Source organism: Ruegeria sp. SCSIO 43209, assembly GCF_019904295.1.
In the GTDB taxonomy this organism is placed as follows: domain Bacteria; phylum Pseudomonadota; class Alphaproteobacteria; order Rhodobacterales; family Rhodobacteraceae; genus Ruegeria.
Genome location: NZ_CP065359.1, coordinates 3274271 through 3299601, shown reverse-complemented (window position 1 = coordinate 3299601; position 25331 = coordinate 3274271). Strand labels below are relative to the sequence as shown.

The following is a 25331-nucleotide window of genomic DNA, read 5'->3' as shown; positions in this document are numbered from 1 at the left end:
CGGCAGTTTATCACCGGGGTTGCGGGACCTGCAGAAACAATAAACCAGTAGGGGTAAGGGCAGGGTACGCGTGCGAATCCGGTTCATGTGGGCCAGCTAGAATCAGCGATCCGACTAACGGACGCGCCTGAGGTAGACGTAATAGGCGCCATCACCGCCATGGCTGATATGTGCGGGTGTTACCTGCAGCACTGCTTGTGCAAGTGGTGGAATAGATAACCAGTGGGGCACCTGATTGCGCAAGACCCCACGCGGCGTTGGAATGGGTCCCGGTTCGTCCCGGTCCTTGCCCTTGCCGGTTATGACAAGCACCAGCCGTTTGCCCTGTGCCTGTGCGGTCAGGACGAACCGAACCAATGCGGGATGGGCTGCGCTCATGCGCATCCCGTGCAGGTCCAGCTTGCCTTCGGGCTTGAGCTTGCCGCGTTTCATGCGACCAAAAGACTTGGTGTCCATCTGCACCGGATTTGTCCGTAAACCTTCGGTGATCGATGGCTTCAGGTTATTCCGTGACGGTTTGGTTGGCGCAGTCTGACCCAGTTCAAAGGCTTCTATCCGCGCCTTGGGCGTTTTGGTCGGTTTGGGCTTGGGCAAGGTAGTGGGGTGCACAGTCTGAGGCAGTTCGGGGTGCAAACGCTCAGCCTGTTTGGCGACCTTGCGCCACAAATCGATCTCATCCGCAGTTAGTTTGCGCCGGGTCATCAGAACTCATCCGGTAACAGGGCGTAGGCCCTCTGGATCGGCAACAGCACAACCATACGGCCGGGATCCTTCAAGCGACCGGCGGCCTGCCCGGCATCATCCCCTGTGCCAAAGAAAATGTCGGCACGTTGCGCACCCTTGATCGCCGATCCGGTGTCTTGTGCGATCATCAATCGGCGCAGCGGGTTTTTGCCATCCTTTTCTACCCAAACTGGCGCGCCCAAAGGTGTATAAGCCGGATCTGCCGCGATACTGCGCATCGTGGTCACTGAGCGGTTCATGGCGCCTAACGGTCCGAACTCGGGCGCAACACGCGTCACCTCTCGGAAGAAAACATAAGAAGGGTTGTGTAGTAACAGCTCAGCCCCGGCTTCAGGGTTTTTGCGTACCCAGGTCCGGATCATCTGCGCGCTGACCTGGTGCGCGCCCAGCGCACCCCGTCGGACCAGTTCCGCGCCGATCGAGCGATAGGGATGCCCATTCGCACCGCCATATCCAACCCGCAATGCACCGCCATCGGGCAGACGTATCCGGCCCGAGCCTTGAATTTGCAGAAAGAACAACTCAACAGGGTCATCGACCCACGCTATCTCAAGGCCCCGACCTGTCAGGGCGTCACCGGTCAGCAGGTCACGGCGACTGAGCCACTTGCCCGCCTCTCGCGCCTCGGGCGGCATCCGGTAGAGTGGATAGCGGTATTTATCAGTTGGGGTTTTCGACCCATCCAGTTCAGGTTCAAAATATCCGGTGAACAGGGCATCATCGCCGTCTTCGACCAGAACAGGGCGAAAGAACAGCTCGAAAAAAGCCCGCGCCGCGCCAGGTTCATAACTCTGAGCCACGCCACACAGCGCCTGCCAATCAGGATCGTCCAGATCACCACAGGTGTTCAGAAAAACCGAAAGGGCCGCCCCGTGATCGTCGGCGGCCCAGCCATCGAGGTCATCGAATGACAGGATGGATCGCGTCGCCTCGGCTCCGGCGGCGCTGGCAGTGGTCATGACGACCCCCAGAAATAGCGACCGGAGCGCTGCAATCATGCGTCCGTGGCAACAAGCAGCCAGTTCGGATCGTCCGCGCCCATGACACGGGCAAAGGTCCAGCTGTCCTTTTGGCGTTTGACGGTGTTCGGGTTGCCTTCGACAATATCCCCGCCGCGATCGCGCACGACCGACGTCAGCTCACCGATAAAGCGCATGGTGATCTCGGCCTGATTGGTATCCTTATCGAAGGTCGCATCGACCAGAGTGGTTTCACGCACCCCGATGAATTCGGCTTCGATGGTCAGACCTTTGTCTTCACGATCCGCAACAACCGATACAAAACTGTCGAATACTTCTTCGGACAGGAACGGCTGGATTTCGTCCAGATTGCCCTTTTCAAAGCCCATCACGATCATCTCATAGGCGCCGCGCGCGCCCTGAACAAATTCGCTGACAGAAAAACTGGGTTCGACCCGCTTCATTGCGGCCAATGTTTGCGCCTGTTCACTGTCTTCGGCCACATGGTCGGTGATGTCGTGATCTGGCCCGCCTTCAATCACTTCGAAATCACGGCGCGCGCCATTGGTATCAGGCTGTTGCTGAAGGGGCGGTTTCTCAAAACCTTCGCGTGTACCCAACACGCTTTTCAAGCGCAGGATCAGGAAAATGGCAATTCCGGCCAGCACCAGAAGCTGGATCAGGGGTGAGTTCATTTCGTCCTCTTTTCAGAACCCGGGCTTTGTATACGCTGCCCTCTGCCACTATGTAGGTGACAGTCGGGGCCAAGTCCACAGCCCGGACCATGCTAAAGGATACCGCAAATGTACTTGTTCTTGGCTTTTTTATTGGTTCCGATCATCGAGATCGCCCTGTTTATCCAGGTTGGCGGTCTGATCGGGCTTTGGCCGACGCTTGCAATCGTGGTTCTGACCGCCGTTCTGGGCACGGTTCTGGTGCGGACACAAGGTCGCATGGCGCTGGCGAATTTGCAGCGATCCTTTGCCGAATTGGACGACCCAACCGAACCGCTGGCCCATGGGGCGATGATCTTGCTGTCTGGTGTTTTGCTGCTGACACCAGGGTTTTTCACCGATGCCATTGGTTTTGCGCTGCTTGTTCCCGGCATCCGGGTCGCAGTGTTCCGCTATCTCAAGTCCAAGGCGACCATCACACATTTTCAAATGGGCACCGGCGCACAATTCAGGTCGGGGCCAAACCCGTTTGATCAGGACGATGTGATAGATGGCGAATTCACCGAGGTTCGCCCTCGCCAGAACTCCGGAAAGCCGTCGAAGTGGGTGGAAGGCCCGCACCAGCATTGAGCTATCCGGCCCAAATTGCTAAGCAGTGCCGAATTTCAATTCCGGAGAAGTTTCATGGCTGACGAAAGCCCTGCAGAAAACACCGCCGCACAGGCAGCCCCTCAGATCCAGATGCGCGTTCTGGGACAGTTCATTCGCGACATGTCCTTTGAAAACGTCATGGCGCAAAAAGGCGTCTCAGGCGACGTACAGCCCGAGATTTCAGTTCAGGTCAATCTGGACGCAAAGAAACGCACGACCGAGCACCAGTATGAAGTCTCGATCAAGCTAAAACTGACATCCAAGGCCAAGGGCCTAGAAGACGTCCTGTTCCTGTGCGAAATCGACTATTGCGGCCTGTTCCACGTGGAAGGTGTGCCCGAAGATCAAATGCATCCGTTCCTGATGATCGAATGCCCGCGCATGCTGTTCCCGTTCCTGCGCCGCATCGTCAGCGATATCACACGCGACGGTGGCTACCCGCCGGTCAACCTGGATAACATTGATTTCGTGGCGCTCTATCGCAACGAACTGGCGCGCCGTCAGGCGGCCGCACAAGAGCAAAAAACCGACGCCTAAGGTTTTGGTCCGCGTCTGGTTCGGGTCAGGCGCGGGTCCACAGGGCGTTCTCGCCCAGCTTTTCAACAAATTTCTGATGTGCTGCGCGCTCATCCTCGGTGATCCGGGATGGCAGGGCATCGGGTCGCGCTGTCGGGCGCCATTCCTCACCACCGCCAGACGCTGCGCTTGCCGACGTTGACAATCCAAAGTCGGGCTGACGGCCTCCGATCAGCTCCAGATACACTTCGGCCAGAATTTCCGAGTCAAGCAGCGCGCCGTGCAGCACCCTGTTTGAGTTATCGATGCCAAACCGGCGGCACAACGCATCCAACGAAGCGGGTGATCCAGGAAACCGCTTACGCGCAATGGCCAGCGTGTCGATTGCCTGATCCATCGGGATCAGCGACACCCCCATCCAGCCCAGTTCGGCGTTCAGAAACTTCATGTCGAACGAGGCGTTGTGGATCACCAGCTTGGCGTCACCCACGAATTCACGAAACCCTTGCCCAACCTTGGCAAAGACAGGTTTGTCCTTCAGCGTCACTTCGCCCTTTTCCGGCGGGCGCGGGTTTTCCAGCAGGTCGGGGCCGATGCCATGCACACCAAATGCCTCTTCCGGCATAGAACGCTCGGGGTTGATGTAGACGTGATAAGTTTCTCCTGTGGCAACGTGGTTCCACAGCTCAACCGCGCCGATCTCGACGATCCGGTCGCCGCTTTCGGGATCAAACCCTGTGGTCTCGGTATCGAGTACAATCTCACGCATCTGCCAACCCTGCCCGTATCTGCCTGACGATATCCTGCACCTGCGCGCGAGCATGGTCCAGAGTATCCGTGACAATCACGAAATCCGACCGCGCGCATTTCTCTTCGTTTGGCATTTGCTTGGAGCGAATCTGCTCAAACTGCGCCTCATTCATCGTGCCGCGCGCCATGACCCGTCTTTTTTGTTCTTCAGCAGAGATTGAAACACAAGCAACAGCATCCATCGCCGCATCACCACCGGTTTCAAACAACAGCGGAATGTCGAATACCAAGATATCGGCGGACGACGAAGAACGAAATGAGGCGCGATCCGCCGCTACCAGAGGGTGTACGATTTTTTCTATTGTTTTTAGCGCGTCAGGATTATCCGCAATGATTTGCTTCAATGCATCCCGGCTGACCGCATCCTCGGCAATGGCGGTGGGAAACGTAATCCGCATGGGCTCAACCGCAGCGCCGCCCTTTGCATAGAGCCGATGCACCGCAGCATCCGCATCCCAAAGCGCACAGCCTTCATCTGCAAACATCTGAGCGGTCGTGCTCTTGCCCATCCCGATTGATCCGGTGAGCCCCAGCGCAAAATTCATGCCAAGGCCGCCGCGCGGGTTTCAGCGTCCACTTCGGGGCGAACACCGAACCAGCGTTCAAACCCGGGAACAGCTTGATGCAGCAACATTCCCAGCCCGTCGACCGTTGTACATCCAACCTCTTCCGCCTGTTTTAACAGATGCGTTTGAAGCGGCGCGTATACCAGATCGGTGACAACAGCGCCGGGTTGCAATCCATCCAGTGGAACGCGTAACTCTGGCTGCCCTTGCATACCCAAAGACGTGGTGTTCACGACTAGTTCTGCGTCTTCGATCACATTTCCTGCCTGCACCCAGTCAACGACCGTAATCCGTTGGCCGAACTCTTCCTTCAAATGATCCGCACGGGTGCGGGTGCGGTTGGTCAACAGGATTTCAGGCACTCCGGCTTCTGCCAGCGCTTGAAGCACCGCCCGCGCAGCACCGCCCGCACCAAATACAACCGCAGGCCCATCCTGCGGGTTCCAATCGGGCGCACCGCTGCGAAGATTAGCCATGAACCCGTAGCCATCCGTATTATCCGCGTGAATTGAACCATCCTCGCGGAATACAAGCGTATTTGCCGCCCCGATGACTGAGGCACGGTCCGAGACATGATCCGCCAACCGCAAAGCAGCCTCTTTATGCGGTACGGTCACGTTGGCCCCAACAAACCCAGCCTTGGGTAGTGTCCGCAGAACGGTTTCCAGATCGGCCGGGGCGACATCCATTGGGATGTAGTGCCCCACCAATCCATAGGTTTTCAGCCAATGCCCGTGCAGTTTTGGCGAGCGGGAATGTGCAATGGGTTGCCCAATCACGCCGGCCAGAGGAACGCGATGCTCCGTCATTGATCGATTACTCCCTTTACGGCCAGAAAATTGAGCAACTCTAACAGGGGCATACCCAAAACATTAAAATAGTCGCCGTCAATGGTAGCAAACAGGCGCACGCCTTCTTCTTCCAGTTTATAAGCCCCCACTGCGTGCCGAATACTATCCCAGTTCCGCGCCACGTAATCACGTAAATAAGCATCCGAGCTGGCCCGCATCCGCAAACGCACCTGACCGACTTGCCGCCAGATGGGCTCACCATCCTGATAGATCACCGCCGCCGACAGCAACATATGTCGCTTGCCGCGCATTGCTTTAAGCTGCGCCAGTGCTTTTTCGGGTGTTTCCGGCTTCGACAGCATCTGACCTTCGAAATCCAGAACCTGATCGCAACCCAGAACCATAGCGCCGCGCACTTTGTCACTGATCTTACGTGCTTTCATTTCGGCAAGCGCATCGGCAACATCACGGGGCGAAGCTCCCTCAGCCATCAGGGCGCGTTTGGCTGTGTCTTCATCCACCCGCGCGATCTGAACCGAAAACGGGACGCCTGCGTTTCTGAGCAACTGCGCGCGGATCACGGACCCTGAGGCAAGGACTATGGGGACAGTCATGTGGAAAACCCCGTGTGCAAATCAATGAGTAGTCTCGAATGGTTTGTATGGCTTTCCGGTTGACACGCAACCCCGGGAATTTGGCGCAAGACTTCCCCGAGTCGCCCGGATCCTGTCCAGACGGGACAAGGATAAGTTGGAATACTCGGATAAGCATCCCGTCCCGGATTGTTCCAATGGTTATCCACAATTCAGCCCGAGCTTTTATCTCATAATTTATTGTTATTAATCATTTTTTTTCTTGATCAACAGATTCTGCGCCGATGTGCTTCACTTTTTCCACCTGGGGAAAAAGGCAGGACAAAAAAGTAATCCACCGAATTTGACCTCCCTACAAAACCATCATCCTTTTTCTTTCTTATTTTTTTTATTAGGAGGGGTTCAGGTAAGCCCGGAATACCCAATGACCGATATTCTTTTCGCAATATACCCTTGGGTGAAATCGCTGCACATCATGGCCGTGATTTCATGGATGGCTGGTTTATTCTATCTGCCCAGATTGTTCGTGTATCACGTTGAAAAGGCGCAAGCCGTAGAGGGTGCGCAACAGATTTTCTTTGAAATGGAAGAAAAGCTGCTGCGTGTGATCATGCGCCCCGCAATGGTCGTGGCCTGGATTTGCGGGCTGATCATGGTTTTCACACCTGGTATTGTCGGGTGGGACTGGAACTGGCCCTGGGTCAAAGGCGCAGCAGTGATCGGCATGACATGGTTTCACCATTGGCTTATGGCTCGGCGTAAGGACTTTGCTGAGGGGCGAAATAAGCTGACTGGGCGGCAGTACCGCATGATGAATGAGGTTCCGACCGTTTTAATGGTTGTTATCGTTCTAGCGGTCGTTGTGAAGTTCTGAGGGCCTGTTTGACTCTTCTTAGGTAAGCGCTTATCTAACGCGTAACGCGCCCGTCCGGGCGAGGTATCTTCCGTTCTGAAATTCCACTCTGGTGCCGCGATCCAAGCGGCCGAGGTTCGTATCATCATGACAACTGAATCCCTGAATCTGGCCGATCTGAAGGCCAAAAGCCCCAAAGACCTTCTGGCCATGGCCGAGGAGCTTGAGGTCGAAAACGCCTCAACCATGCGCAAGGGCGAGATGATGTTTCAGATTCTGCGCGAACGTGCGGATGAGGGCTGGACCATCGGTGGCGACGGCGTGCTGGAGGTTCTACAAGACGGGTTCGGGTTTCTGCGCTCGCCCGAGGCGAACTATCTACCCGGACCGGATGACATCTATGTTTCGCCTGACATGATCCGCAAGCATTCGCTGCGCACTGGAGATACGGTTGAAGGTGAGATCAAAGCGCCCGATGAAAACGAGCGTTACTTTGCGCTGACAAATGTCACCAAGATCAACTTTGAAAATCCGGACAAGGCCAAACACAAGATTCTGTTCGACAACCTGACGCCTCTGTATCCGGATGAGCGTCTGAAGATGGAAATCGAAGATCCGACCATCAAGGACAAGTCTGCTCGCGTGATCGATTTGGTTTCGCCGATTGGTAAAGGTCAGCGATCGCTGATCGTGGCGCCTCCGCGGACTGGTAAGACGGTGATCCTGCAGAACATCGCGCATTCCATCGAACAGAACCACCCGGAGTGTTATCTGATCGTCCTGCTGATCGACGAACGCCCGGAAGAGGTGACTGACATGCAACGCTCGGTGAAGGGTGAAGTTGTGTCTTCAACCTTCGATGAGCCCGCGACCCGCCACGTGGCCGTATCCGAGATGGTGATCGAAAAAGCCAAGCGTTTGGTTGAGCATAAACGAGATGTTGTTATTCTTCTCGACTCAATCACAAGACTTGGTAGGGCGTTTAACACCGTGGTGCCATCCTCGGGTAAAGTTCTGACCGGTGGTGTGGATGCAAATGCCCTGCAACGGCCCAAGCGCTTCTTTGGTGCTGCGCGGAACATCGAAGAAGGTGGTTCGCTGACCATCATCGCCACCGCCCTGATCGATACCGGCAGCCGCATGGACGAAGTGATCTTCGAAGAATTCAAAGGCACCGGTAACTCGGAAATCGTTCTGGATCGTAAGATCGCAGACAAACGCGTGTTCCCGGCAATCGACATCCTCAAATCCGGCACCCGGAAAGAGGATCTGCTGGTCGACAAGGGCGATCTGGCCAAGACATTCGTTCTGCGCCGCATCCTCAATCCGATGGGCACAACAGATGCAATCGAGTTCCTGTTGTCGAAGTTGAAACAAACCAAGACGAACGGCGAGTTCTTCGATTCAATGAACACCTGACAAGGTTCTGGCACTGACGCGGGGGCTATCAATGGATACGATATTCGCCCTGGCCAGCGCCCAGGGCAAAGCAGGCGTGGCTGTGATCAGGCTTTCTGGTCCGCAGGCATATGCCTCCGCCAATGAGTTGTCTGGCGGTGGCCTGCCAAGGCGTGGAATGAGAGTTCGAACACTCAGCGCGTCGGATGGATCGCGGTTGGATGAGGGCTTGGTTCTGACGTTTCAGGCCCCGTCCAGCTTTACCGGCGAAGACGTGGCCGAGCTTCAGATTCACGGAAGTATGGCGTCAGTCAACGCAGTGCTGACCTCTCTTTCGGATATGGACGATCTTCGGCTGGCCGAACCTGGTGAGTTCACGCGTCGTGCACTGGAAAACGGCAAGATGGATCTGGCGCAGGTCGAAGGTCTTGCTGATCTGATTGATGCAGAAACCGAAGCACAACGGAAACAAGCACAGACGATTTTGGCTGGTGCTTTGGGCACATTGGCAGAAAGTTGGCGGCGTGATCTGATCCGCGCGGCTTCCCTGTTGGAAGCCGTGATTGATTTTGCTGATGAAGAGGTGCCGATCGACGTAACCCCGGAGGTTCGAACGTTAATCTCTGGTGTTATGGAGGAGCTGAGGCAAGAAGCGAAAGGCGTTCGGATCGCAGAACGCATTCGCACCGGCTTTGAGGTCGCCATTGTTGGCCTTCCGAACGCAGGGAAATCGACCTTGCTGAACGCGTTGGCAGGTCGGGAAGCCGCTATTACCTCGGAATATGCCGGGACAACCCGTGATGTGATTGAAGTTCGTATGGACTTGGACGGATTGCCTGTCACGCTGCTAGACACGGCCGGTTTGAGGCAAACCGATGATCACGTTGAAAACCTGGGAATTGAACTGGCGCGCAAACGGGCAGAGGCGGCCGATCTACGAGTATTTCTGTCGGATGAGCCTGATCAGCTAGGTGTACCGATGCAGGCAGATGACATTCATGTTCTGCCAAAATCTGACCTGCGTGAGCCCTTTTCCGGTGGTATATCGGGGAAAACCGGGCACGGGATTGACCAGTTGATAGACAACATATCGCGTGTACTGACTGTTCGAACAGCTAGCCATGGTATTGCAACGCGGGAACGTCACCGTATTGCGATGACTAAAGCATCGGACGCACTTGCGGCTGCGCGAGATGTTCTGGAATCAGGTCCGGACATGTATGATATAGCTGCTGAAGAGTTGAGAACGGCAATTCGGTCGCTTGAATCTTTGGTTGGCAGGATTGATGTCGAAACCCTTTTGGATGAAATCTTCGCAAGTTTCTGTCTGGGAAAATAGGGAGTGTTTCACGTGAAACATTCGAGATTTGATGTTGTAGTCATTGGCGCTGGACATGCCGGTACCGAAGCTGCCCATGCGGCAGCACGGATGGGTGCGAACACGGCGCTGGTTACTTTGTCCGAAAAGGACATTGGTGTCATGTCCTGCAATCCTGCGATCGGAGGGCTAGGGAAAGGTCATCTGGTCCGTGAAATCGATGCAATGGACGGGGTCATGGGTCGTGTGGCGGATCGTGCCGGCATTCAGTTTCGTCTATTGAACCGACGTAAAGGACCAGCTGTTCAAGGCCCAAGGGCGCAAGCGGACCGTGCGCTTTATCGGACCGCGATGAAGGAAGAAACGAAAAAACAAGACAATTTGTCGGTGATCACTGGGGAAGTGGTCGATTTCCTAATGGATGGTGACTACGTAATCGGTGTCAAACTAGCCGACGGTTCCGAGGTCCCAGCTCAGACAGTTGTTCTGACGTCGGGTACATTTCTGCGCGGTGTAATTCACATAGGAGACGTTACAAGGCCAGGTGGACGCATGGGGGATCGTCCATCGGTTAGGTTGGCTGAGCGCCTTGACGCTTTTGAATTACCGACGGCACGGCTGAAAACAGGTACGCCACCGAGGTTGGACGGACGAACCATAAATTGGGATATACTTGAACGACAGGATGGCGATGCAGAGCCAACACTGTTTTCATTCATGTCCCAAGCGGTGACGGCGCCGCAAATCGCCTGTGGAATAACTCATACCAATGCTCAGACGCACGGAATAATCGAGAAAAATCTATCGCGATCAGCAATGTATGGAGGTCAAATTGATGGTGTTGGTCCCAGATATTGCCCTTCAATCGAAGACAAAATCGTCCGATTTGCGGAAAAAGAGTCACACCAGATATTTCTGGAACCAGAAGGCGTGCGGGATCATACGGTGTACCCAAACGGGATTTCAACGTCTTTGCCCGAAGATGTACAAGTCGAATATGTCCAATCCATCGTAGGATTGGAAAACGCGGTAATCCTACAACCCGGATACGCGATTGAATACGACTACGTTGACCCGCGCGTTCTATCTGCGTCTTTGTCTGTGCCCGATGTTCCTGGTCTATATCTTGCAGGACAGATCAATGGGACCACAGGATATGAGGAAGCGGCCGCGCAAGGCCTCGTTGCAGGTTTGAATGCAGCTCTGGAAACACAGGGGCGTGCGCCAATACATTTTACACGCTCAGACAGTTATATTGGCGTAATGATTGACGATTTGACAACACGAGGCGTTGCCGAGCCTTATCGGATGTTCACATCCCGTGCAGAGTTTCGCCTATCACTTCGTGCTGACAACGCAGATCAAAGACTGACTCCGATTGGCGAGCAGCTGGGCTGTGTGGGTGAACTCCGCCGCAAGGTTTTTGCTGAGAAATCAGAAAAGCTTGAAAAAGCAAAGAATAAACTGACAGAGACCACATATACGCCAAAGCAAATTCGCGAAGCTGGTATCAGCATAAATCAAGACGGAAACCGGCGTGATGGAATGGCGGTTCTTGCTTTTCCAGAAGTATCGTTTGAAGACATGGTTTTGCTCGAACCCGATCTACAGAATACAGACGATGAAATTCGCCGTCAGGTCGAGCGCGATGCGTTGTATGCAAACTATATTGCGCGCCAACAACGGGATGTCGAAGCAATGAAGCGCGATGAGGCGCATGAAATTCCTCGGGATTTCAATTATTTTGCGCTTGATGGTCTGTCGAATGAAATGAAGCAAAAGCTATCGCAGGCGAAGCCTGCGAATATTGCGCAGGCGAGTCGGGTAGAAGGTGTCACGCCTGCGGCTTTAACTCTCGTCCTGGCGAAGCTCAGGCGCGATGTGAAAGCCAGAAAAGCATGATTTATCAGAACGTCGCTTCTGCGGAGGCTCTGGATGTTTCACGTGAAACATTCGAACGCCTGGTGATCTATGTATCTCTGCTTGAAAAATGGAACCCAAAAATCAATCTGGTTTCAAGAAATAGTCTTGAAGAGATTTGGATTCGCCATATCAAAGACTCCATTCAAGTTTTTCAGAACGCAGATCGGGTAGATCATTGGGTGGATTTAGGCAGCGGAGGCGGCTTTCCTGGCATGGTCTGCGCCATCATGGCAATTGAATCTGCGCCTGAAACGCGTTTCACATTAGTCGAAAGCGACCAACGTAAATCCGCATTTCTTCGAAGTGTGACCAGAGAGAGTGGCGCCAATTGTTCCGTGATCTCTCGTCGAATTGAAGCCATTGATCCCTTGCATGCGGACGTGCTTTCAGCTCGGGCTCTGGCTGATCTGACCACTCTAATGTCATTTTGTGACAGGCATTTAAGTAAAAACGGTACAGCGTTGTTGCCAAAAGGCGCAACCTGGAAAAAAGAGCTGGAAGATGCGCGCAAAGAATGGAAATTCGAGGCTGAACCCATTAAGAGTTCAACAGAACCCCAAGCCGTTATCCTGAAAATCAAAGGAGTTGCACGTGGTTGATCTGTCTCGTCCTGCTGGGCCTCGGATTATCGCGGTTGCTAATCAAAAGGGCGGGGTCGGGAAAACCACTACAGCGATCAATCTGGCAGCCGGATTGGCCGAGGCCGGATGCAAGGTTCTTGTGGTCGATCTCGATCCTCAGGGAAATGCCTCTACGGGTCTAGGGGTCGAAGATCGCGACTGGACGACATATGATCTTCTTCTCGACGATGCACCATTGGAAGCTGTGGTGCAGGAGACCGAGATCGGTAATCTTTTTGTGGTTCCGGCGACCGTAGATCTCAGCTCAGCAGATATTGAGCTGATCTCGAATGAAAAGCGCAGTTATTTGCTGCATGACGCGCTTCGACAGACTGCAATTGATGCCTTCAATCTGGACTTTGTGCTGATTGATTGTCCGCCGTCCTTGAACCTGCTCACGGTAAACGCAATGGTAGCAGCGCATTCCGTCCTTGTTCCATTGCAAAGTGAGTTCTTTGCGCTGGAAGGGCTGTCACAATTGATGTTGACCATTCGCGAGGTTCGTCAGACCGCTAATCCTGACCTCAGAATCGAAGGTGTTGTGTTAACGATGTATGACAACCGCAACAACTTGTCCCGTCAGGTCGAAAAGGATGCGCGTGACAATCTGGGTGAGATGGTATTTAAAACCAAGATACCCAGAAATGTGCGGGTCAGCGAGGCACCATCTTACGCGCTTCCTGTGCTGCAATATGATTCGGGTTCGCTTGGGGCGATGGCGTACCGGCATTTGGCCCGAGAGGTTATGCACAAGAACAACAAGGTAGCCATTTAAGTGGCCGTGAGGAGGGCAACATGAATGCCAGGAAAGGAAAACCCCGAGGATTAGGTCGCGGGCTATCTGCGTTGATGGCTGATGTCGCACCAGAAGCTGACGGTCGGATTGTATCTGAACCCCGCCGTCCGGATCTCACGGTACCGATCGAAAAACTGCAGGCGAACCCAGATCAGCCGCGCCGCCGTTTCGCGCAAGAGCAATTGGATGAGCTTGCGGCCTCGGTCAAGGAAAAGGGTATTATCCAGCCGCTGATTGTCCGCAGCATCGATGGCGGCCAATACGAAATCGTTGCGGGTGAACGGCGCTGGCGTGCTGCGCAGATGGCGCAACTGCATGATATTCCAGTTATTGTTCGCGAATTTGATGACACCGAAGTGCTTGAGGTCGCGATTATCGAGAACATTCAGCGCGCAGATCTGAACGCGGTGGAAGAGGCGGCAGGCTTTAAGCAATTGATGGATCGCTTTGGTCACACGCAAGAAAAGCTGGCCGAAGCGCTTGGTAAAAGCAGAAGCCATATCGCTAATCTGCTGCGTCTTTTGTCACTCCCATTGGACGTGCAATCCCTTGTAATAGAAGGAAAATTATCCGCCGGTCATGCAAGGGCATTGATCACGGCAGAAAACCCATCGGAGCTGGCGAAACAGGTGGTTCGTGAGGGCCTTTCGGTGCGTGCGACCGAGGCACTAGTGAAAAAGCAGCAAGGTGGAGCGGATAAGCCGGCTCCGAAATCCAGAAACCTGAATGCTGGGAAGGACGCAGACACCCGAGCGCTTGAAAAGGATTTGTCTGCGATTCTGGCGATGAAGGTGACGATCAACCATAAGGCCGGATCTGAATCCGGGCAGGTTGTGATGGCTTATGAGAACCTGGATCAGTTGGATGACCTGTGCGCAAAGCTCAGCCGTTAGGTCGGGTCCAGATAAAGAGCATCACAGCGCTGAGCACAATGGCCTGAATGATCAGGACGTGAGAAGGAACCGACAGCAGAACCGATAAGCCAAATACGGCGGCAACCGAAAGGGTGGCCGCCTTTTTTGCACCGGGTCTGATCGCGCCAGAGCTTTGCCAATCGATGATCATAGGACCAAAGGTTCGATGGCTCAGCAACCAGTTATGTAGCCGTGACGATGAGCGGGCAAAAAAGAACGCGGCCAACAGAAGAAATGGCACCGTCGGCAGCAGCGGCAGAGCGACTCCGATCATGGCAAGCGCAACGCATAACAACCCCAATCCGGCCCAGAGAAATTGCATCTGTTACTCCAACAGCTCTCGGATTACCGCATTGAGCACGGCGCGCCCGTTTGAAGTGGCGCGCAATTGATTGCGATCAAGGGTTAGCATGCCCAGATCGATCAGTGAATCAAGTTTGTCATGCGAAAGCTCTTCACCTGCAAGCAGAGTGTATCTGTCTATATTTAGGCCCTCGACCAAACGTAGACACATCATAAGGTATTCTGAGGCTTGTTCACGTTGGCTAAGCTCGAACCGATTGCTTTCGCCGTGCCCATTGGAGGCAGCCGTCAGCCATTTGTTTGGTGAAAGATGAGTTTCCGTCGCGAATTTCCGGCGATCCAGGGTGATCCGACCGTGTGCGCCGGGTCCAATACCGATGTAGTCACCATAGCGCCAATAGATGAGGTTATGCCGTGATTCCGCTCCGGGCCGGGCGTGGTTTGAGATCTCATAGGCAGGCAGCCCATGCGCTTCGCAGATTTCCTGCGTCGCCAGATACATATCCGCAGCGTTGTCATCCTCGGGCAAACCGCGCAGCTTGCCCAGGGCATAGCGATCACCAAAGGCTGTGCCTTCCTCAATGGTCAGTTGGTATAGCGACAGGTGATCAACTGCCATCGATAGCGCCTCGGTCAGCTCAGCACGCCAGGCGTCCAGAGTTTGATGCTGGCGGGCATAGATCAGATCAAAGCTCACACGGTCAAAGCAAGAGCGCGCGATATCGAAGGCAGCGCGAGCCTCGGCAACCGTGTGAATGCGCCCCAGACGACGCAGGTCATCGTCGTTCAAGGCCTGAACACCCATCGAGATGCGGTTCACGCCCGCATCATGATAGGCCGCGAACCGTCCGGCCTCGACCGAGCCTGGATTGGCCTCAAGCGTGATTTCCATATCGTTGGCCGATCGCCAAAGGGCGCGGGCCTTGTCGATGATGGTGGCGACGGTCTCAGGCGCCATCAGTGATGGAGTTCCGCCGCCAAAGAAGATTGTGTTCAAAACCCGGTCAGGAGTTTCGATGGCCGAGCGGCTTAGTTCGCTGAGATAACACTCAAACCATTGTTTTTGATTAATATTCTTGGAAACGTGGCTGTTGAAATCGCAATAGGGGCACTTGGCCTCGCAAAAGGGCCAATGCACATAAAGGCCAAAGCCCCCGTTTCGCCAATCATCCGCCAAAGCAGCCTTTCACGAACATCTCCACCGCGCGCCCGCGATGGCTGATCTTGTTCTTTTCCCAGCGATCCATTTCGGCAAAGGTAATGTCGTGCCCCTCAGGGACAAACATCGGGTCATAGCCGAACCCGTCCTTGCCGCGGATCGGCCAAGTCAGGTGACCGGGCGCGATGCCTTCGAACACTTCGTCATGCCCGTCGGGCCAGGCCAGAACCAGGGTGCAGCGAAACTGGGCCATACGCGGGTGGGGGGCGTCTTTCGCCTCTAGCTCATTATGGGCGCGAGTCATCGCCATCAGGAAATCGCGGCCACTGCCGGTTTCGGCCCAATCGGCGGTGTAAACACCGGGTGCGCCATCCAATGCATCGATGGTGATCCCGGAATCGTCCGACAAGGCAGGTAGGCCGGTCGCCTTTGCAGCTGCGTGGGCCTTGATCCGGGCGTTACCGACGAAAGTGTCCTCGGTCTCTTCCGGTTCGGGCAGGTTCATTTCGCCCGCGCCGACAACCGTTACGCCAAAGGGCTCAAGCAGATGCGCCATCTCCTCGAGCTTGCCTTTGTTGTGGGTGGCGACCAGCAGTCGATGACCTTCGAACCTGCGAGTCATGCGGTTGCAGCTTTCTGGGCAGCAGCAAGTTCACCCACGCCTTTCTCGGCCAGGTCCATCAGTTGATCCATTTGCGCGCGGCTGAAAACGGATCCTTCGGCGCTCATCTGCACTTCGATCAGCTTGCCCGAGCCGGTCATGATGAAATTGCCGTCAACGCCAGCTTCGCTATCTTCGGGATAGTCCAGATCTAGCACGGGCTGACCGGCATAAATTCCGCATGAAACGGCGGCAACAGGGTCTAATAAAGGGTCAGAGATCACATCGCCTGTTTTCATCAGCTTGTTCACGGCCAGACGCAGCGCTATCCAACCGCCAGTGATCGAGGCACAGCGGGTGCCGCCGTCGGCTTGAATGACATCGCAGTCAACAGTGATCTGCCGTTCTCCCAAGGCAACCCGGTCCACACCGGCGCGCAAGGCGCGGCCGATAAGGCGCTGGATTTCCACGGTGCGTCCGCCTTGCTTGCCGCTGGCAGCCTCGCGCCGCATCCGCGTATTGGTCGCACGGGGCAGCATGCCATATTCAGCGGTGACCCAACCCAGGCCCGAGCCTTTGATGAACGGTGGCACGCGATCCTCGATTGTGGCGGTGCATAGCACATGGGTGTCGCCCATCTTGATCAGGCAAGAGCCTTCGGCATGTTTGGTGAACCCCGTTTCAATTGAAACGGCGCGCATTTCGTTTAGATCACGTCCTGAGGGTCGCATGAGAAATCCTTTATCTGCTGGGTTGGGGATACCGTCCTGCGGCGTTACGATGCAAGCCCGATTGACCTTTCATTTGCCTGCGATTTAATGACGATCCAGCAGAGGGCCGCCGATGAGCGAAGCAAGCAAAATTCTGGACGAGATGAATGACCGGTCGCGTGAGGTGTTCCGGTTGATTGTCGAAAGCTATCTGGAAAGCGGCGAACCCGTGGGCAGCCGGACTCTGACGCGCACATTGTCCGAGAAAGTCAGTGCTGCGACCGTACGCAATGTGATGCAGGATCTTGAATTTCTGGGTTTGCTCGACAGTCCGCATGTCAGCGCTGGTCGAATTCCAACACAGCAGGGGCTGCGCATGTTCGTTGACGGATTGCTGGAAATGGGCGATCTGGGTGCGGATGATCGGCAGAAGCTGGACGAAACACTAGGCTCTAACGCAGGCGATGTGGGTGGTATGCTCGATCGCGTCGGCGCGGCGCTATCACACGTGACACAAGGGGCTTCGCTGGTTCTGACGCCAAAGCATGAGGCCGAGATCAAGCATATCGAGTTCGTCTCGCTTGGGCATGACCGGGCCTTGGTGGTTCTGGTGTTTTCAGACGGGCAGGTAGAAAACCGGCTGTTTACACCTCCGCCTGGCCAAACACCCAGTTCGATGCGCGAGGCAGCCAATTTCCTGAATGCACTGATCGAAGGACGTACGCTTGGCGAAGTGCGGCGGCAGATGCTGTCGCAGATCGATGCGCGGAAACAGGAAATCGATGTTCTGGCGCGTGAGATGGTCGAGAGCGGCATTGCCGCTTGGGACGGGGACGGCGGCGACTCGGCCCGGCTGATCGTGCGCGGGCGGGCGAATCTGTTAAATGAGCCGGGTCAGGCAGAAGAACTTGATCGAATCCGCACCCTGTTTGACGACCTTGAACGCAAACGCGATATCGCCGAATTCCTTGAATTGACCGAAGAAGGCGAAGGTGTGCGCATTTTTATTGGCTCTGAGAACAAACTTTTCTCACTTTCGGGTTCCTCTTTGGTGGTGTCTCCATATATGAACGCTGATCGTAAGATAATCGGTGCGGTTGGGGTCATTGGACCCACACGTCTGAATTACGGGCGAATCGTACCAATCGTGGATTATACGGCGCAACTGGTCGGCAAGCTGATTTCCGACCGGAGCTAGAGGGTAAGAGATGGCAGAGCCCAAGAACGAAGATTTTCTGGACGACATCATGTCCGCCGAGGCGGAAGAGTTTGCCGAAGATTTTGCTGAGATCAGCGATGAGGCGCTTGAGGTCGATCAACTGCGTGCTGAGCGCGATGATTACAAAGACAAGTTCATGCGTGCGCTGGCCGATGCCGAAAATGCGCGCAAGCGTGGCGACAAGGCGCGTCGGGATGCGGAACAATATGGCGGGTCAAAACTGGCCCGCGACATGCTTCCGGTTTACGACAATATGAAACGCGCGCTTGAGGCCGCGACGGATGAGCAGAAAGAGGTTGCCGCCGGCTTGCTGGAAGGTGTCGAGTTGACCATGCGCGCGCTGAAGGATGTGTTCCAGAAGCATGGGATTGAGGTGATTACGCCACAGGTCGGGGACAGGTTCGACCCGAATGTACATGAGGCGATGTTCGAGGCCCCGGTGCCCGGAACCAAAGCCGGCGACATCATTCAGGTGTCGGCAGAAGGCTTCATGCTGCACGACAGGTTGTTGCGTCCGGCGCAGGTTGGGGTGTCGTCAACGCCCGCAAGCTGAACAGTTCCTGGGTCAACCGGGTTCGAGGCGGTCAGGATCTGGCCGCCTCTTTCAGTTTGTAGATCAAGTCCAAGGCTTCGCGGGGGCTGAGTTCATCTGGAAGGATGGTTTCCAGCATATCAGCAACGGGCGAGGTTTTTGGCGCAGGGGGAGGCGGCGGCGCAGCTGAAAACAGGGGCAGATCGTCGATCAGTGCTTTCTGCTTACCGCCTTCACGTTCGGTTTTTTCTAATTGATCCAACACGATACGGGCGCGGTCCACGACCGAGGTGGGCAAGCCAGCCAATTGTGCAACCTGGACGCCGTAAGACCGATCGGCAGCGCCTTTATGTACCTCATGCAGAAAGATGACTTCACCCTCCCATTCTTTGACTGCAACGGTCGCGTTTTCTACACCGTTCAGACTTCCAGCGAGTGCAGTTAATTCGTGGTAGTGGGTGGCGAACAATGCGCGGCATTGGTTTGCCGCGTGTAGGTGTTCCAATGTGGCCCAGGCAATGGAAAGGCCGTCGTAGGTCGCGGTGCCTCGGCCGATCTCATCAAGGATTACGAGCGCGCGGTCGTCGGCCTGATTCAGAATAGCTGCGGTTTCGACCATTTCGACCATAAAGGTCGAGCGGCCCCGCGCCAGATCGTCTGACGCTCCGACGCGGCTGAACAATTGACTGACTAATCCGATTTGCGCCCGTTCCGCCGGAACATAGCTGCCCATCTGCGCCAGTAGGGCGATCAGCGCATTCTGGCGCAGGAAGGTTGATTTACCGGCCATGTTGGGACCGGTGAGCAACCAAATTGCAGCGCCTGCATCGGCGCTCAGATCGCAGTCGTTGGCGATGAAAGCATCGCCGCTTTGCTGCCTCAGGGCATGCTCGACCACCGGGTGACGGCCTCCTTTGATGTCGAATGCGCGTGACCCGTCGACCTTTGGACGGCACCAGCTTTCGCCGCGAGCCAGATCGGCGAGTGCAGTGGTCAAATCCAACTCAGCCAGTCCGCGCGCGGCCTGATTTAGCCGTGCGGCAATATCCAGAATAGCCCCAGAAAGCCTTTGATAGAGCCGTTTTTCGATCTCTAACGCGAGATTTCCGGCATTCAGAATCTTTGTTTCGATCTCGGACAGCTCCACTGTGGTGAAGCGCACCTGATTGGCGGTGGTTTGGCGGTGGATATAAGTCTCGCTAAATGGCGGGTTCAACATTTTCTCGGCATGGGTTGCCGTGGTCTCGATGAAGTAGCCAAGCACATTGTTGTGTTTGATCTTCAGTGACGTGATGCCGGTATGCTCGGCGTATTTCTGTTGGAAACCTGCGATGACCGAACGGCCTTCGTCACGCAAGGTGCGCGCTTCGTCCAATTCGGTATCAAACCCGGGGGCGATAAAGCCGCCATCGCGGGCCAGCAAGGGTGGATCAGCAACCAATGCTTCGTCCAGCAAAGCCAACAGATCGTCAAATCCGACAAGGTTCTGGACGGCAGTGGCCAGCAGAACAGGCAGATCCTGTGAGGCACAGGTTTCGGCGATTGTTGCGGCTTGTTCCAATCCATTGCGGATAGCGGCCAGATCACGCGGGCCGCCCCGGTCCAGCGAAAGCCGGGACAGGGCACGATCCAGATCAGGTGTTTTTCGCAAAGCTTCGCGCAGATCTGAGGCGATCAGGCTATCTTCGACCGCGAAAGATACCGCGTCGAGTCGGGCGTGGATCACATCCAGATTACGCGAGGGGCTGGACAGTCGCTGTTCCAGAAGTCTTGCGCCACCTGGCGTTACTGTTCTGTCGACCACGGACAGCAGCGACCCGGCGCGCCCACCAGACAGCGACCGGGTCAGTTCCAGATTGCGTCGCGCTGCGGCGTCGATCTGAACCACGCGATCCTCGGATTCCTTCAGGGGAGTTTGCAGTAGTGGCAGTTTGCCCTTTTGTGTGATCTCCAGATAATCGATCAGCGCGCCCATGGCCGAAACCTCGGCACGCCCGAAGTTCCCGAATGCATCCAGAGCGCCGACGTGAAACAACCCGCAGATGCGTTTCTCGGCTGCAGCGCTGTCAAAACTGGCGCGTCCGACAGGCGTAAGCGATATGCCAAGGTCCATGACGGTTTCATGCAGCTTTTCCTCGGACCCATCGGCCACGATCAGCTCAGATGGGGCCAGCCGAGCGAGTTCAGGGCTCAACCGGATTGACGTCAGCGGCATCACGTGAAACGCACCGGTTGAGATATCGGCCCAGGCCAGTGCGGCTTCGTCCCGAACCTCGGCATAGGCGGCCAGAAAGTTGTGCCGCCGCGCCTCTAGCAGGGCATCTTCGGTCAGTGTGCCGGGCGTCACCAGACGCACAACACCGCGCTTTACCACCGATTTAGAGCCTCTTTTCTTGGCTTCCGCCGGGCTTTCCATCTGCTCGCAGACCGCGACGCGGAATCCTTTGCGGATCAAGGTCAGCAAGTAGCCCTCGGCAGAATGCACCGGCACGCCGCACATCGGGATATCGTCGCCATTGTGTTTGCCGCGCTTGGTCAGCGCGATATCCAACGCCTCAGCCGCGTTCACCGCATCCCCGAAGAACATCTCGTAGAAGTCACCCATGCGATAAAACAGCAGGGCATCTGCATGAGCCTCTTTGATCTCAAGGTACTGCGCCATCATCGGCGTGACTGTGGACAAATTCGGCCCCCTTCTGGCGTGTTCCGGGCGCGACCTTACAAATCCCGCATCTTCAGTAAAAGGTGAAAACTCATTCTCGTTGAGGCGCGGCCCCGCCTGCGTTATGAGGCAAAAGCCCCAAAGTCATGGAAACGACCTGTAAGATGCCCAAAGCGAAGATCACCAAAGAAGAGGCGCTGGCCTTTCACCTCGACCCGACCCCCGGCAAGTGGGAGGTGCAGGCCACCGTACCCATGACCACGCAGCGCGATCTTTCGCTAGCTTACAGCCCTGGCGTTGCGGTTCCCTGTGAAGCCATCGCTGAAGCACCAGAGACGGCGTATGACTATACAAACAAAGGCAATCTGGTTGCCGTGATCTCGAACGGTACCGCCGTTCTGGGCCTTGGAAATCTGGGTGCGCTGGGCTCAAAACCGGTGATGGAAGGCAAATCGGTCCTGTTCAAGCGGTTCGCTGATGTGAACTCGATCGATATCGAGCTGGATACCGAAGACCCTGACGAGTTCTGTCGCGCTGTGCGCCTGATGGGTCCGACCTTTGGCGGTATCAATCTGGAAGATATCAAAGCACCCGAATGTTTCATCATCGAACAACGCTTGAAGGAAGAGATGGATATCCCGGTCTTCCACGATGATCAGCATGGCACAGCAGTGATTTGTGCGGCGGGCCTGCTTAACGCGTTGCATATCTCGGGGAAGAAGATCGAAGATGTAAAAATCGTCCTGAACGGGGCAGGCGCTGCAGGAATTGCCTGTATCGAACTGCTCAAGGCCATGGGTGCACGGCACGAGAATTGCATCGTCTGCGACACCAAGGGCGTGATTTATCAGGGCCGGACCGAGGGCATGAACCAGTGGAAGTCGGCCCATGCCATCACGACTGATCTTCGCAATTTGGAAGAGGCCATGAAGGATGCGGATGTATTTCTGGGCGTATCGGTCAAAGGGGCGGTGACACAAGACATGGTCGCCAGCATGGCTGACAATCCGGTGATTTTCGCCATGGCGAACCCTGACCCGGAAATCACCCCGGAAGAGGCGCACGAGGTGCGCGTTGATGCGATCGTCGCGACGGGCCGTAGCGATTATCCGAATCAGGTGAATAACGTTCTGGGTTTTCCTTACCTGTTCCGCGGTGCGCTGGATATTCATGCCCGTGCGATCAATGACGAGATGAAAATCGCCTGCGCCCACGCTCTGGCGCGATTGGCACGTGAAGATGTTCCGGATGAGGTTGCCATGGCCTATGGCAAGTCGCTGACTTTTGGGCGCGACTACATCATTCCAACGCCTTTTGATCCGCGCCTGATCCACCGTATCCCGCCTGCGGTTGCCAAGGCTGGTATGGATACCGGCGCGGCGCGACGTCCGATCATCGATATGGACGCTTATGAGCTGAGCCTGAAATCCCGCATGGACCCGACGGCCAGCATCCTGCGCGGCTTGAATGCGCGGGCGCGTCAGGCGCAAAGCCGGATGATCTTTGCCGAGGGTGACGATCCGCGCGTATTGCGCGCGGCCGTAATGTACCAACGCTCGGGCTTTGGTAAGGCTCTGGTTGTGGGCCGGCCAGACGACGTAAAGGAAAAGCTCGAAGCCGCTGGTCTTGGGGACGCGGTGCGTGAAATTGATGTGGTGAACGCCGCCAATACCGCGCATCTCGAGGCCTATAAGGATTTTCTGTATCAGCGCCTGCAGCGTAAGGGCTTTGATCACAAAGATATTCACCGCCTCGCTGCACGGGATCGACATGTGTTTTCGTCTCTGATGCTGGCGCATGGTCATGCGGATGGTCTGGTGACCGGGGCAACGCGCAAGTCGGCCCATGTTTTGGACCGCATCAACCATGTGTTTGATGCCGATGCCGCCCATGGTGCGGCTGGGGTTACCGCCTTGCTGCACAAGGGACGGATTGTTCTGATTGGCGACACTTTGGTGCATGAATGGCCGGATGAGAACGATCTGGCCAATATCGCTGAGCGCGCCGCAGCCGTGGCGCGCCACATGGGGCTAGAGCCCCGGGCGGCCTTTGTCAGTTTCTCGACCTTCGGTTACCCGGTGTCTGAACGTGCTGAGAAGATGCACCGCGCCCCGGCAGTGCTGGACGAGCGCGGCGTCGATTTCGAGTACGAGGGCGAGATGACGGTTGATGTGGCCCTGAATGTGGATCAGCAGGAAGCCTATCCGTTCCAACGACTGACTGGACCAGCCAATATCCTGATTGTTCCTGCACGACACTCGGCCTCGATTTCGACCAAACTGATGCAGGAAATGGGCGGCGCCACCGTGATCGGCCCGATCCTGTCCGGCGTCGACAAGCCGATCCAGATCTGTTCGACGGTCTCGACCGCAAATGACATTCTGAACATGGCCATCCTGGCCTCCTGCGATATCGGGTAAATCATGACAATCTGGAACCTTGGCTCAATCAACGCGGATATGGTCTATGCCCTGCCGCATTTGCCCGAAGCGGGTGAGACTCTGGCGGCCAGCGGGCTACAGAGGTTTCTGGGTGGCAAGGGCGCCAACATGTCTGTGGCGTCTGCACGAGCCGGATCGCGGGTATCCCATATCGGCGCGGTGGGCTCGGATGGCCTTTGGGCACGGGACCGGCTGACCGAATATGGCGTGGACACGCGGCATATTGCCGAGGTGGATGTGCCGACCGGTCACGCCATCATCGCAGTAGATGCGCAGGGTGAAAACCTGATCATTCTGTATCAAGGCGCTAACCATGCCATCTCGAACGACCAACTTGGGCAGGCGTTGTCCTCGGCTGTTTCAGGTGATCTGCTGGTGATGCAGAACGAAACCAATGCGCAGATTGAGGCCGCTAAACTAGGTTGTGAAATGGGGCTGACCGTCTGTTACGCCGCCGCCCCATTTCAGGCAGACGCAGTTCAAGCGGTTCTACCGTATTTGGATTTTCTGATCCTCAACGAAGTCGAGGCCGAGCAATTGCAGGATGCAACGGGTCTCGCCCCTTCAGACCTGCCGGTCGAACATGTGATCGTCACCTTTGGCTCAAAAGGTGCGCGCTATTATCAGCAAGATCATCGACCCCAAGCGTTTCAGGCCCATAAGGTCAACGCTGTGGATACCACCGGGGCAGGTGACACATTCACCGGCTATGTGTTGGCTGGAATGGACCGGGGTATGCCGATGGCGCAGGCGATTGCCCAAGCAAACCGCGCCGCGGCCCTGATGGTCACGCGGCACGGCACTGCAGATGTCATTCCTGATCTGAAAGAGGTGCGCGAAGCGCAGTTTGACTAGGACCCTGCAAAGGGCGCTTCGTTGCCCCACAATTGTTTGACCCGCGCATCGCGACCGCAGGCTTCGCGGTAGGCCTTATAGGCGTTCTTTTGGCGCTTGGGGCCAAAGCGGGTCAGTACCAGCTTGCTACCCTTGTAATAATCCTGGTGATACGCCTCGGCTGGATAAAACGTTCCGGCTTGCAGGATCGGCGTGACCACAGTCTGCCCCAGCGCGTTTTGTGCGCTGGTCTTGGCTTGCTGTGCCTGCGCCTTTTCCCCTTTGTTAGAGACGAAAATTGCTGTGCGATAGCTGTCGCCGCGATCGCAGAACTGGCCACCCGCATCCGTGGGATCGACTGAGCGGAAGAACATGTTCAGCAAGGTTGCACGGGAAACGCGGGCGGAATCGAAGGTGATCTGGACCGCCTCGTAATGCCCTGTTCCGCCTTTCGAGACCTGATCATAGGTGGGACTATCCGTCTTGCCACCGGTATAGCCCGAGACCGCGCCGATCACGCCGGGCACGGACTCGAAATCGGATTCCACGCACCAGAAACAGCCACCGGCGACTGTTAGCGTTTCAGTGCCAGCGGCCGGAGCAGGTAAAGCGCGCAGCATTGCTGCCAACAAGATCAGCACAAACAGAAGTGAAGGTTTCAGGCAATCAAGGTAAGTGATCCGGGTCATGGCAGGTCTCCTTCCGAAACCAAGCTGCCCGCAGATTTTTGCGCTTGCAATGCGC

26 protein-coding genes are annotated in these 25331 nt (G+C 55.8%); 13 read left to right on the top strand and 13 right to left on the bottom strand.

Annotated elements, in window-relative coordinates; genetic code table 11:
• Positions 1-114: 114 nt before the first annotated feature.
• Genes I5192_RS16470 through I5192_RS16460 form a run of 3 tightly spaced genes read right to left on the bottom strand, consistent with a single transcriptional unit; the run spans position 115 to position 2398 of the window.
• Positions 115-702, bottom strand: coding sequence for a Smr/MutS family protein (locus tag I5192_RS16470; protein WP_170515080.1), 588 nt, complete (start codon positions 700-702; stop codon positions 115-117).
• Positions 702-1742, bottom strand: coding sequence for a murein transglycosylase A (locus I5192_RS16465; RefSeq protein ID WP_170408811.1), 1041 nt, complete (start codon positions 1740-1742; stop codon positions 702-704). Before I5192_RS16465 ends, I5192_RS16470 begins: the two co-directional genes overlap by 1 nt.
• Entirely contained in the window at positions 1739-2398 is a 660-nt protein-coding gene (locus tag I5192_RS16460) for a Tim44/TimA family putative adaptor protein (RefSeq protein ID WP_170399461.1), read from the bottom strand. The genes I5192_RS16465 and I5192_RS16460 overlap by 4 nt, the downstream gene beginning before the upstream one ends.
• A gap of 108 nt (positions 2399-2506) precedes the next feature.
• Here I5192_RS16460 and I5192_RS16455 point away from each other — a divergent pair, with 108 nt between their 5' ends.
• A complete protein-coding gene (locus tag I5192_RS16455; protein WP_170399458.1) occupies positions 2507-3007 on the top strand; it encodes an FxsA family protein in 501 nt (166 codons plus the stop codon).
• Positions 3008-3061: 54 nt separating this feature from the next.
• On the top strand, positions 3062-3565 hold the full coding sequence (gene secB, locus I5192_RS16450; protein ID WP_170399455.1) for a protein-export chaperone SecB: 504 nt from the start codon (positions 3062-3064) through the stop codon (positions 3563-3565).
• Positions 3566-3590: 25 nt separating this feature from the next.
• On the opposite strand, the gene dnaQ is transcribed toward secB, so the two are convergent.
• The 4 genes from dnaQ to I5192_RS16430 are packed head-to-tail and all read right to left on the bottom strand — an operon-like array spanning position 3591 to position 6325.
• The gene (dnaQ, locus tag I5192_RS16445) at positions 3591-4313 is read right to left on the bottom strand and encodes a DNA polymerase III subunit epsilon (protein WP_170399452.1); all 723 of its coding nucleotides are present in this window, start codon (positions 4311-4313) and stop codon (positions 3591-3593) included.
• A complete protein-coding gene (coaE, locus tag I5192_RS16440; protein WP_223117314.1) occupies positions 4306-4899 on the bottom strand; it encodes a dephospho-CoA kinase in 594 nt (197 codons plus the stop codon). Before coaE ends, dnaQ begins: the two co-directional genes overlap by 8 nt.
• Entirely contained in the window at positions 4896-5729 is an 834-nt protein-coding gene (locus tag I5192_RS16435; RefSeq protein ID WP_170515525.1) for a shikimate dehydrogenase, read from the bottom strand. The genes coaE and I5192_RS16435 overlap by 4 nt, the downstream gene beginning before the upstream one ends.
• Positions 5726-6325 (bottom strand): nucleoside triphosphate pyrophosphatase, encoded by a 600-nt coding sequence (locus I5192_RS16430; protein ID WP_223117313.1) that lies wholly within the window; start codon positions 6323-6325, stop codon positions 5726-5728. The genes I5192_RS16435 and I5192_RS16430 overlap by 4 nt, the downstream gene beginning before the upstream one ends.
• Positions 6326-6728: 403 nt before the next feature.
• Between I5192_RS16430 and hemJ the strand changes: the two genes are divergently transcribed.
• From hemJ to I5192_RS16395, 7 genes are all read left to right on the top strand, one after another.
• Positions 6729-7178, top strand: coding sequence for a protoporphyrinogen oxidase HemJ (gene hemJ / locus I5192_RS16425; protein ID WP_170515519.1), 450 nt, complete (start codon positions 6729-6731; stop codon positions 7176-7178).
• Between the two features lie 126 nt (positions 7179-7304).
• On the top strand, positions 7305-8576 hold the full coding sequence (gene rho, locus I5192_RS16420) for a transcription termination factor Rho (RefSeq protein WP_170399438.1): 1272 nt from the start codon (positions 7305-7307) through the stop codon (positions 8574-8576).
• Between the two features lie 31 nt (positions 8577-8607).
• Positions 8608-9894 (top strand): tRNA uridine-5-carboxymethylaminomethyl(34) synthesis GTPase MnmE, encoded by a 1287-nt coding sequence (gene mnmE / locus I5192_RS16415; protein ID WP_223117312.1) that lies wholly within the window; start codon positions 8608-8610, stop codon positions 9892-9894.
• A gap of 12 nt (positions 9895-9906) precedes the next feature.
• Positions 9907-11775, top strand: coding sequence for a tRNA uridine-5-carboxymethylaminomethyl(34) synthesis enzyme MnmG (gene mnmG, locus I5192_RS16410; protein WP_223117311.1), 1869 nt, complete (start codon positions 9907-9909; stop codon positions 11773-11775).
• The gene (rsmG, locus tag I5192_RS16405; RefSeq protein ID WP_170649056.1) at positions 11772-12395 is read left to right on the top strand and encodes a 16S rRNA (guanine(527)-N(7))-methyltransferase RsmG; all 624 of its coding nucleotides are present in this window, start codon (positions 11772-11774) and stop codon (positions 12393-12395) included. Before mnmG ends, rsmG begins: the two co-directional genes overlap by 4 nt.
• Positions 12388-13191, top strand: coding sequence for a ParA family protein (locus tag I5192_RS16400; protein ID WP_223117310.1), 804 nt, complete (start codon positions 12388-12390; stop codon positions 13189-13191). The genes rsmG and I5192_RS16400 overlap by 8 nt, the downstream gene beginning before the upstream one ends.
• 20 nt (positions 13192-13211) lie before the next feature.
• On the top strand, positions 13212-14105 hold the full coding sequence (locus I5192_RS16395; protein ID WP_223117309.1) for a ParB/RepB/Spo0J family partition protein: 894 nt from the start codon (positions 13212-13214) through the stop codon (positions 14103-14105).
• Here I5192_RS16395 and I5192_RS16390 read toward each other — a convergent pair.
• From I5192_RS16390 to rph, 4 genes are read right to left on the bottom strand one after another with little or no spacing between them, the layout of a single operon-like run.
• Positions 14095-14448 (bottom strand): YbaN family protein, encoded by a 354-nt coding sequence (locus tag I5192_RS16390; RefSeq protein WP_170399420.1) that lies wholly within the window; start codon positions 14446-14448, stop codon positions 14095-14097. The two genes, I5192_RS16395 and I5192_RS16390, sit on opposite strands and share 11 nt — an antisense overlap.
• 3 nt (positions 14449-14451) lie before the next feature.
• On the bottom strand, positions 14452-15606 hold the full coding sequence (gene hemW / locus I5192_RS16385; protein ID WP_223117308.1) for a radical SAM family heme chaperone HemW: 1155 nt from the start codon (positions 15604-15606) through the stop codon (positions 14452-14454).
• Positions 15596-16210 carry an RdgB/HAM1 family non-canonical purine NTP pyrophosphatase gene (gene rdgB, locus I5192_RS16380; RefSeq protein WP_223117307.1) on the bottom strand — a complete coding sequence of 205 codons (615 nt, stop codon included), beginning with the start codon at positions 16208-16210 and terminating at the stop codon, positions 15596-15598. The genes hemW and rdgB overlap by 11 nt, the downstream gene beginning before the upstream one ends.
• Positions 16207-16920 (bottom strand): ribonuclease PH, encoded by a 714-nt coding sequence (rph, locus tag I5192_RS16375; protein ID WP_223117306.1) that lies wholly within the window; start codon positions 16918-16920, stop codon positions 16207-16209. Before rph ends, rdgB begins: the two co-directional genes overlap by 4 nt.
• A gap of 112 nt (positions 16921-17032) precedes the next feature.
• On the opposite strand from rph, the gene hrcA reads away from it, so the two are divergent.
• Both hrcA and I5192_RS16365 read left to right on the top strand, forming a co-directional pair.
• On the top strand, positions 17033-18097 hold the full coding sequence (hrcA, locus tag I5192_RS16370; protein ID WP_170399408.1) for a heat-inducible transcriptional repressor HrcA: 1065 nt from the start codon (positions 17033-17035) through the stop codon (positions 18095-18097).
• 10 nt (positions 18098-18107) lie between these two features.
• The gene (locus I5192_RS16365; RefSeq protein WP_170399405.1) at positions 18108-18671 is read left to right on the top strand and encodes a nucleotide exchange factor GrpE; all 564 of its coding nucleotides are present in this window, start codon (positions 18108-18110) and stop codon (positions 18669-18671) included.
• A 31-nt stretch (positions 18672-18702) separates the two neighbouring features.
• On the opposite strand, the gene mutS is transcribed toward I5192_RS16365, so the two are convergent.
• Complete coding sequence (mutS, locus tag I5192_RS16360; protein WP_223118326.1) at positions 18703-21315, bottom strand: DNA mismatch repair protein MutS; 2613 nt, start codon at positions 21313-21315, stop codon at positions 18703-18705.
• Between the two features lie 161 nt (positions 21316-21476).
• On the opposite strand from mutS, the gene I5192_RS16355 reads away from it, so the two are divergent.
• On the top strand, positions 21477-23732 hold the full coding sequence (locus I5192_RS16355) for an NADP-dependent malic enzyme (protein WP_223118325.1): 2256 nt from the start codon (positions 21477-21479) through the stop codon (positions 23730-23732).
• 3 nt (positions 23733-23735) lie between these two features.
• On the top strand, positions 23736-24608 hold the full coding sequence (locus I5192_RS16350) for a ribokinase (protein WP_223117305.1): 873 nt from the start codon (positions 23736-23738) through the stop codon (positions 24606-24608).
• Here I5192_RS16350 and msrA read toward each other — a convergent pair.
• Positions 24605-25276 (bottom strand): peptide-methionine (S)-S-oxide reductase MsrA, encoded by a 672-nt coding sequence (gene msrA, locus I5192_RS16345; protein WP_223117304.1) that lies wholly within the window; start codon positions 25274-25276, stop codon positions 24605-24607. The genes I5192_RS16350 and msrA overlap by 4 nt on opposite strands.
• Between the last annotated feature and the right edge of the window lie 55 nt (positions 25277-25331).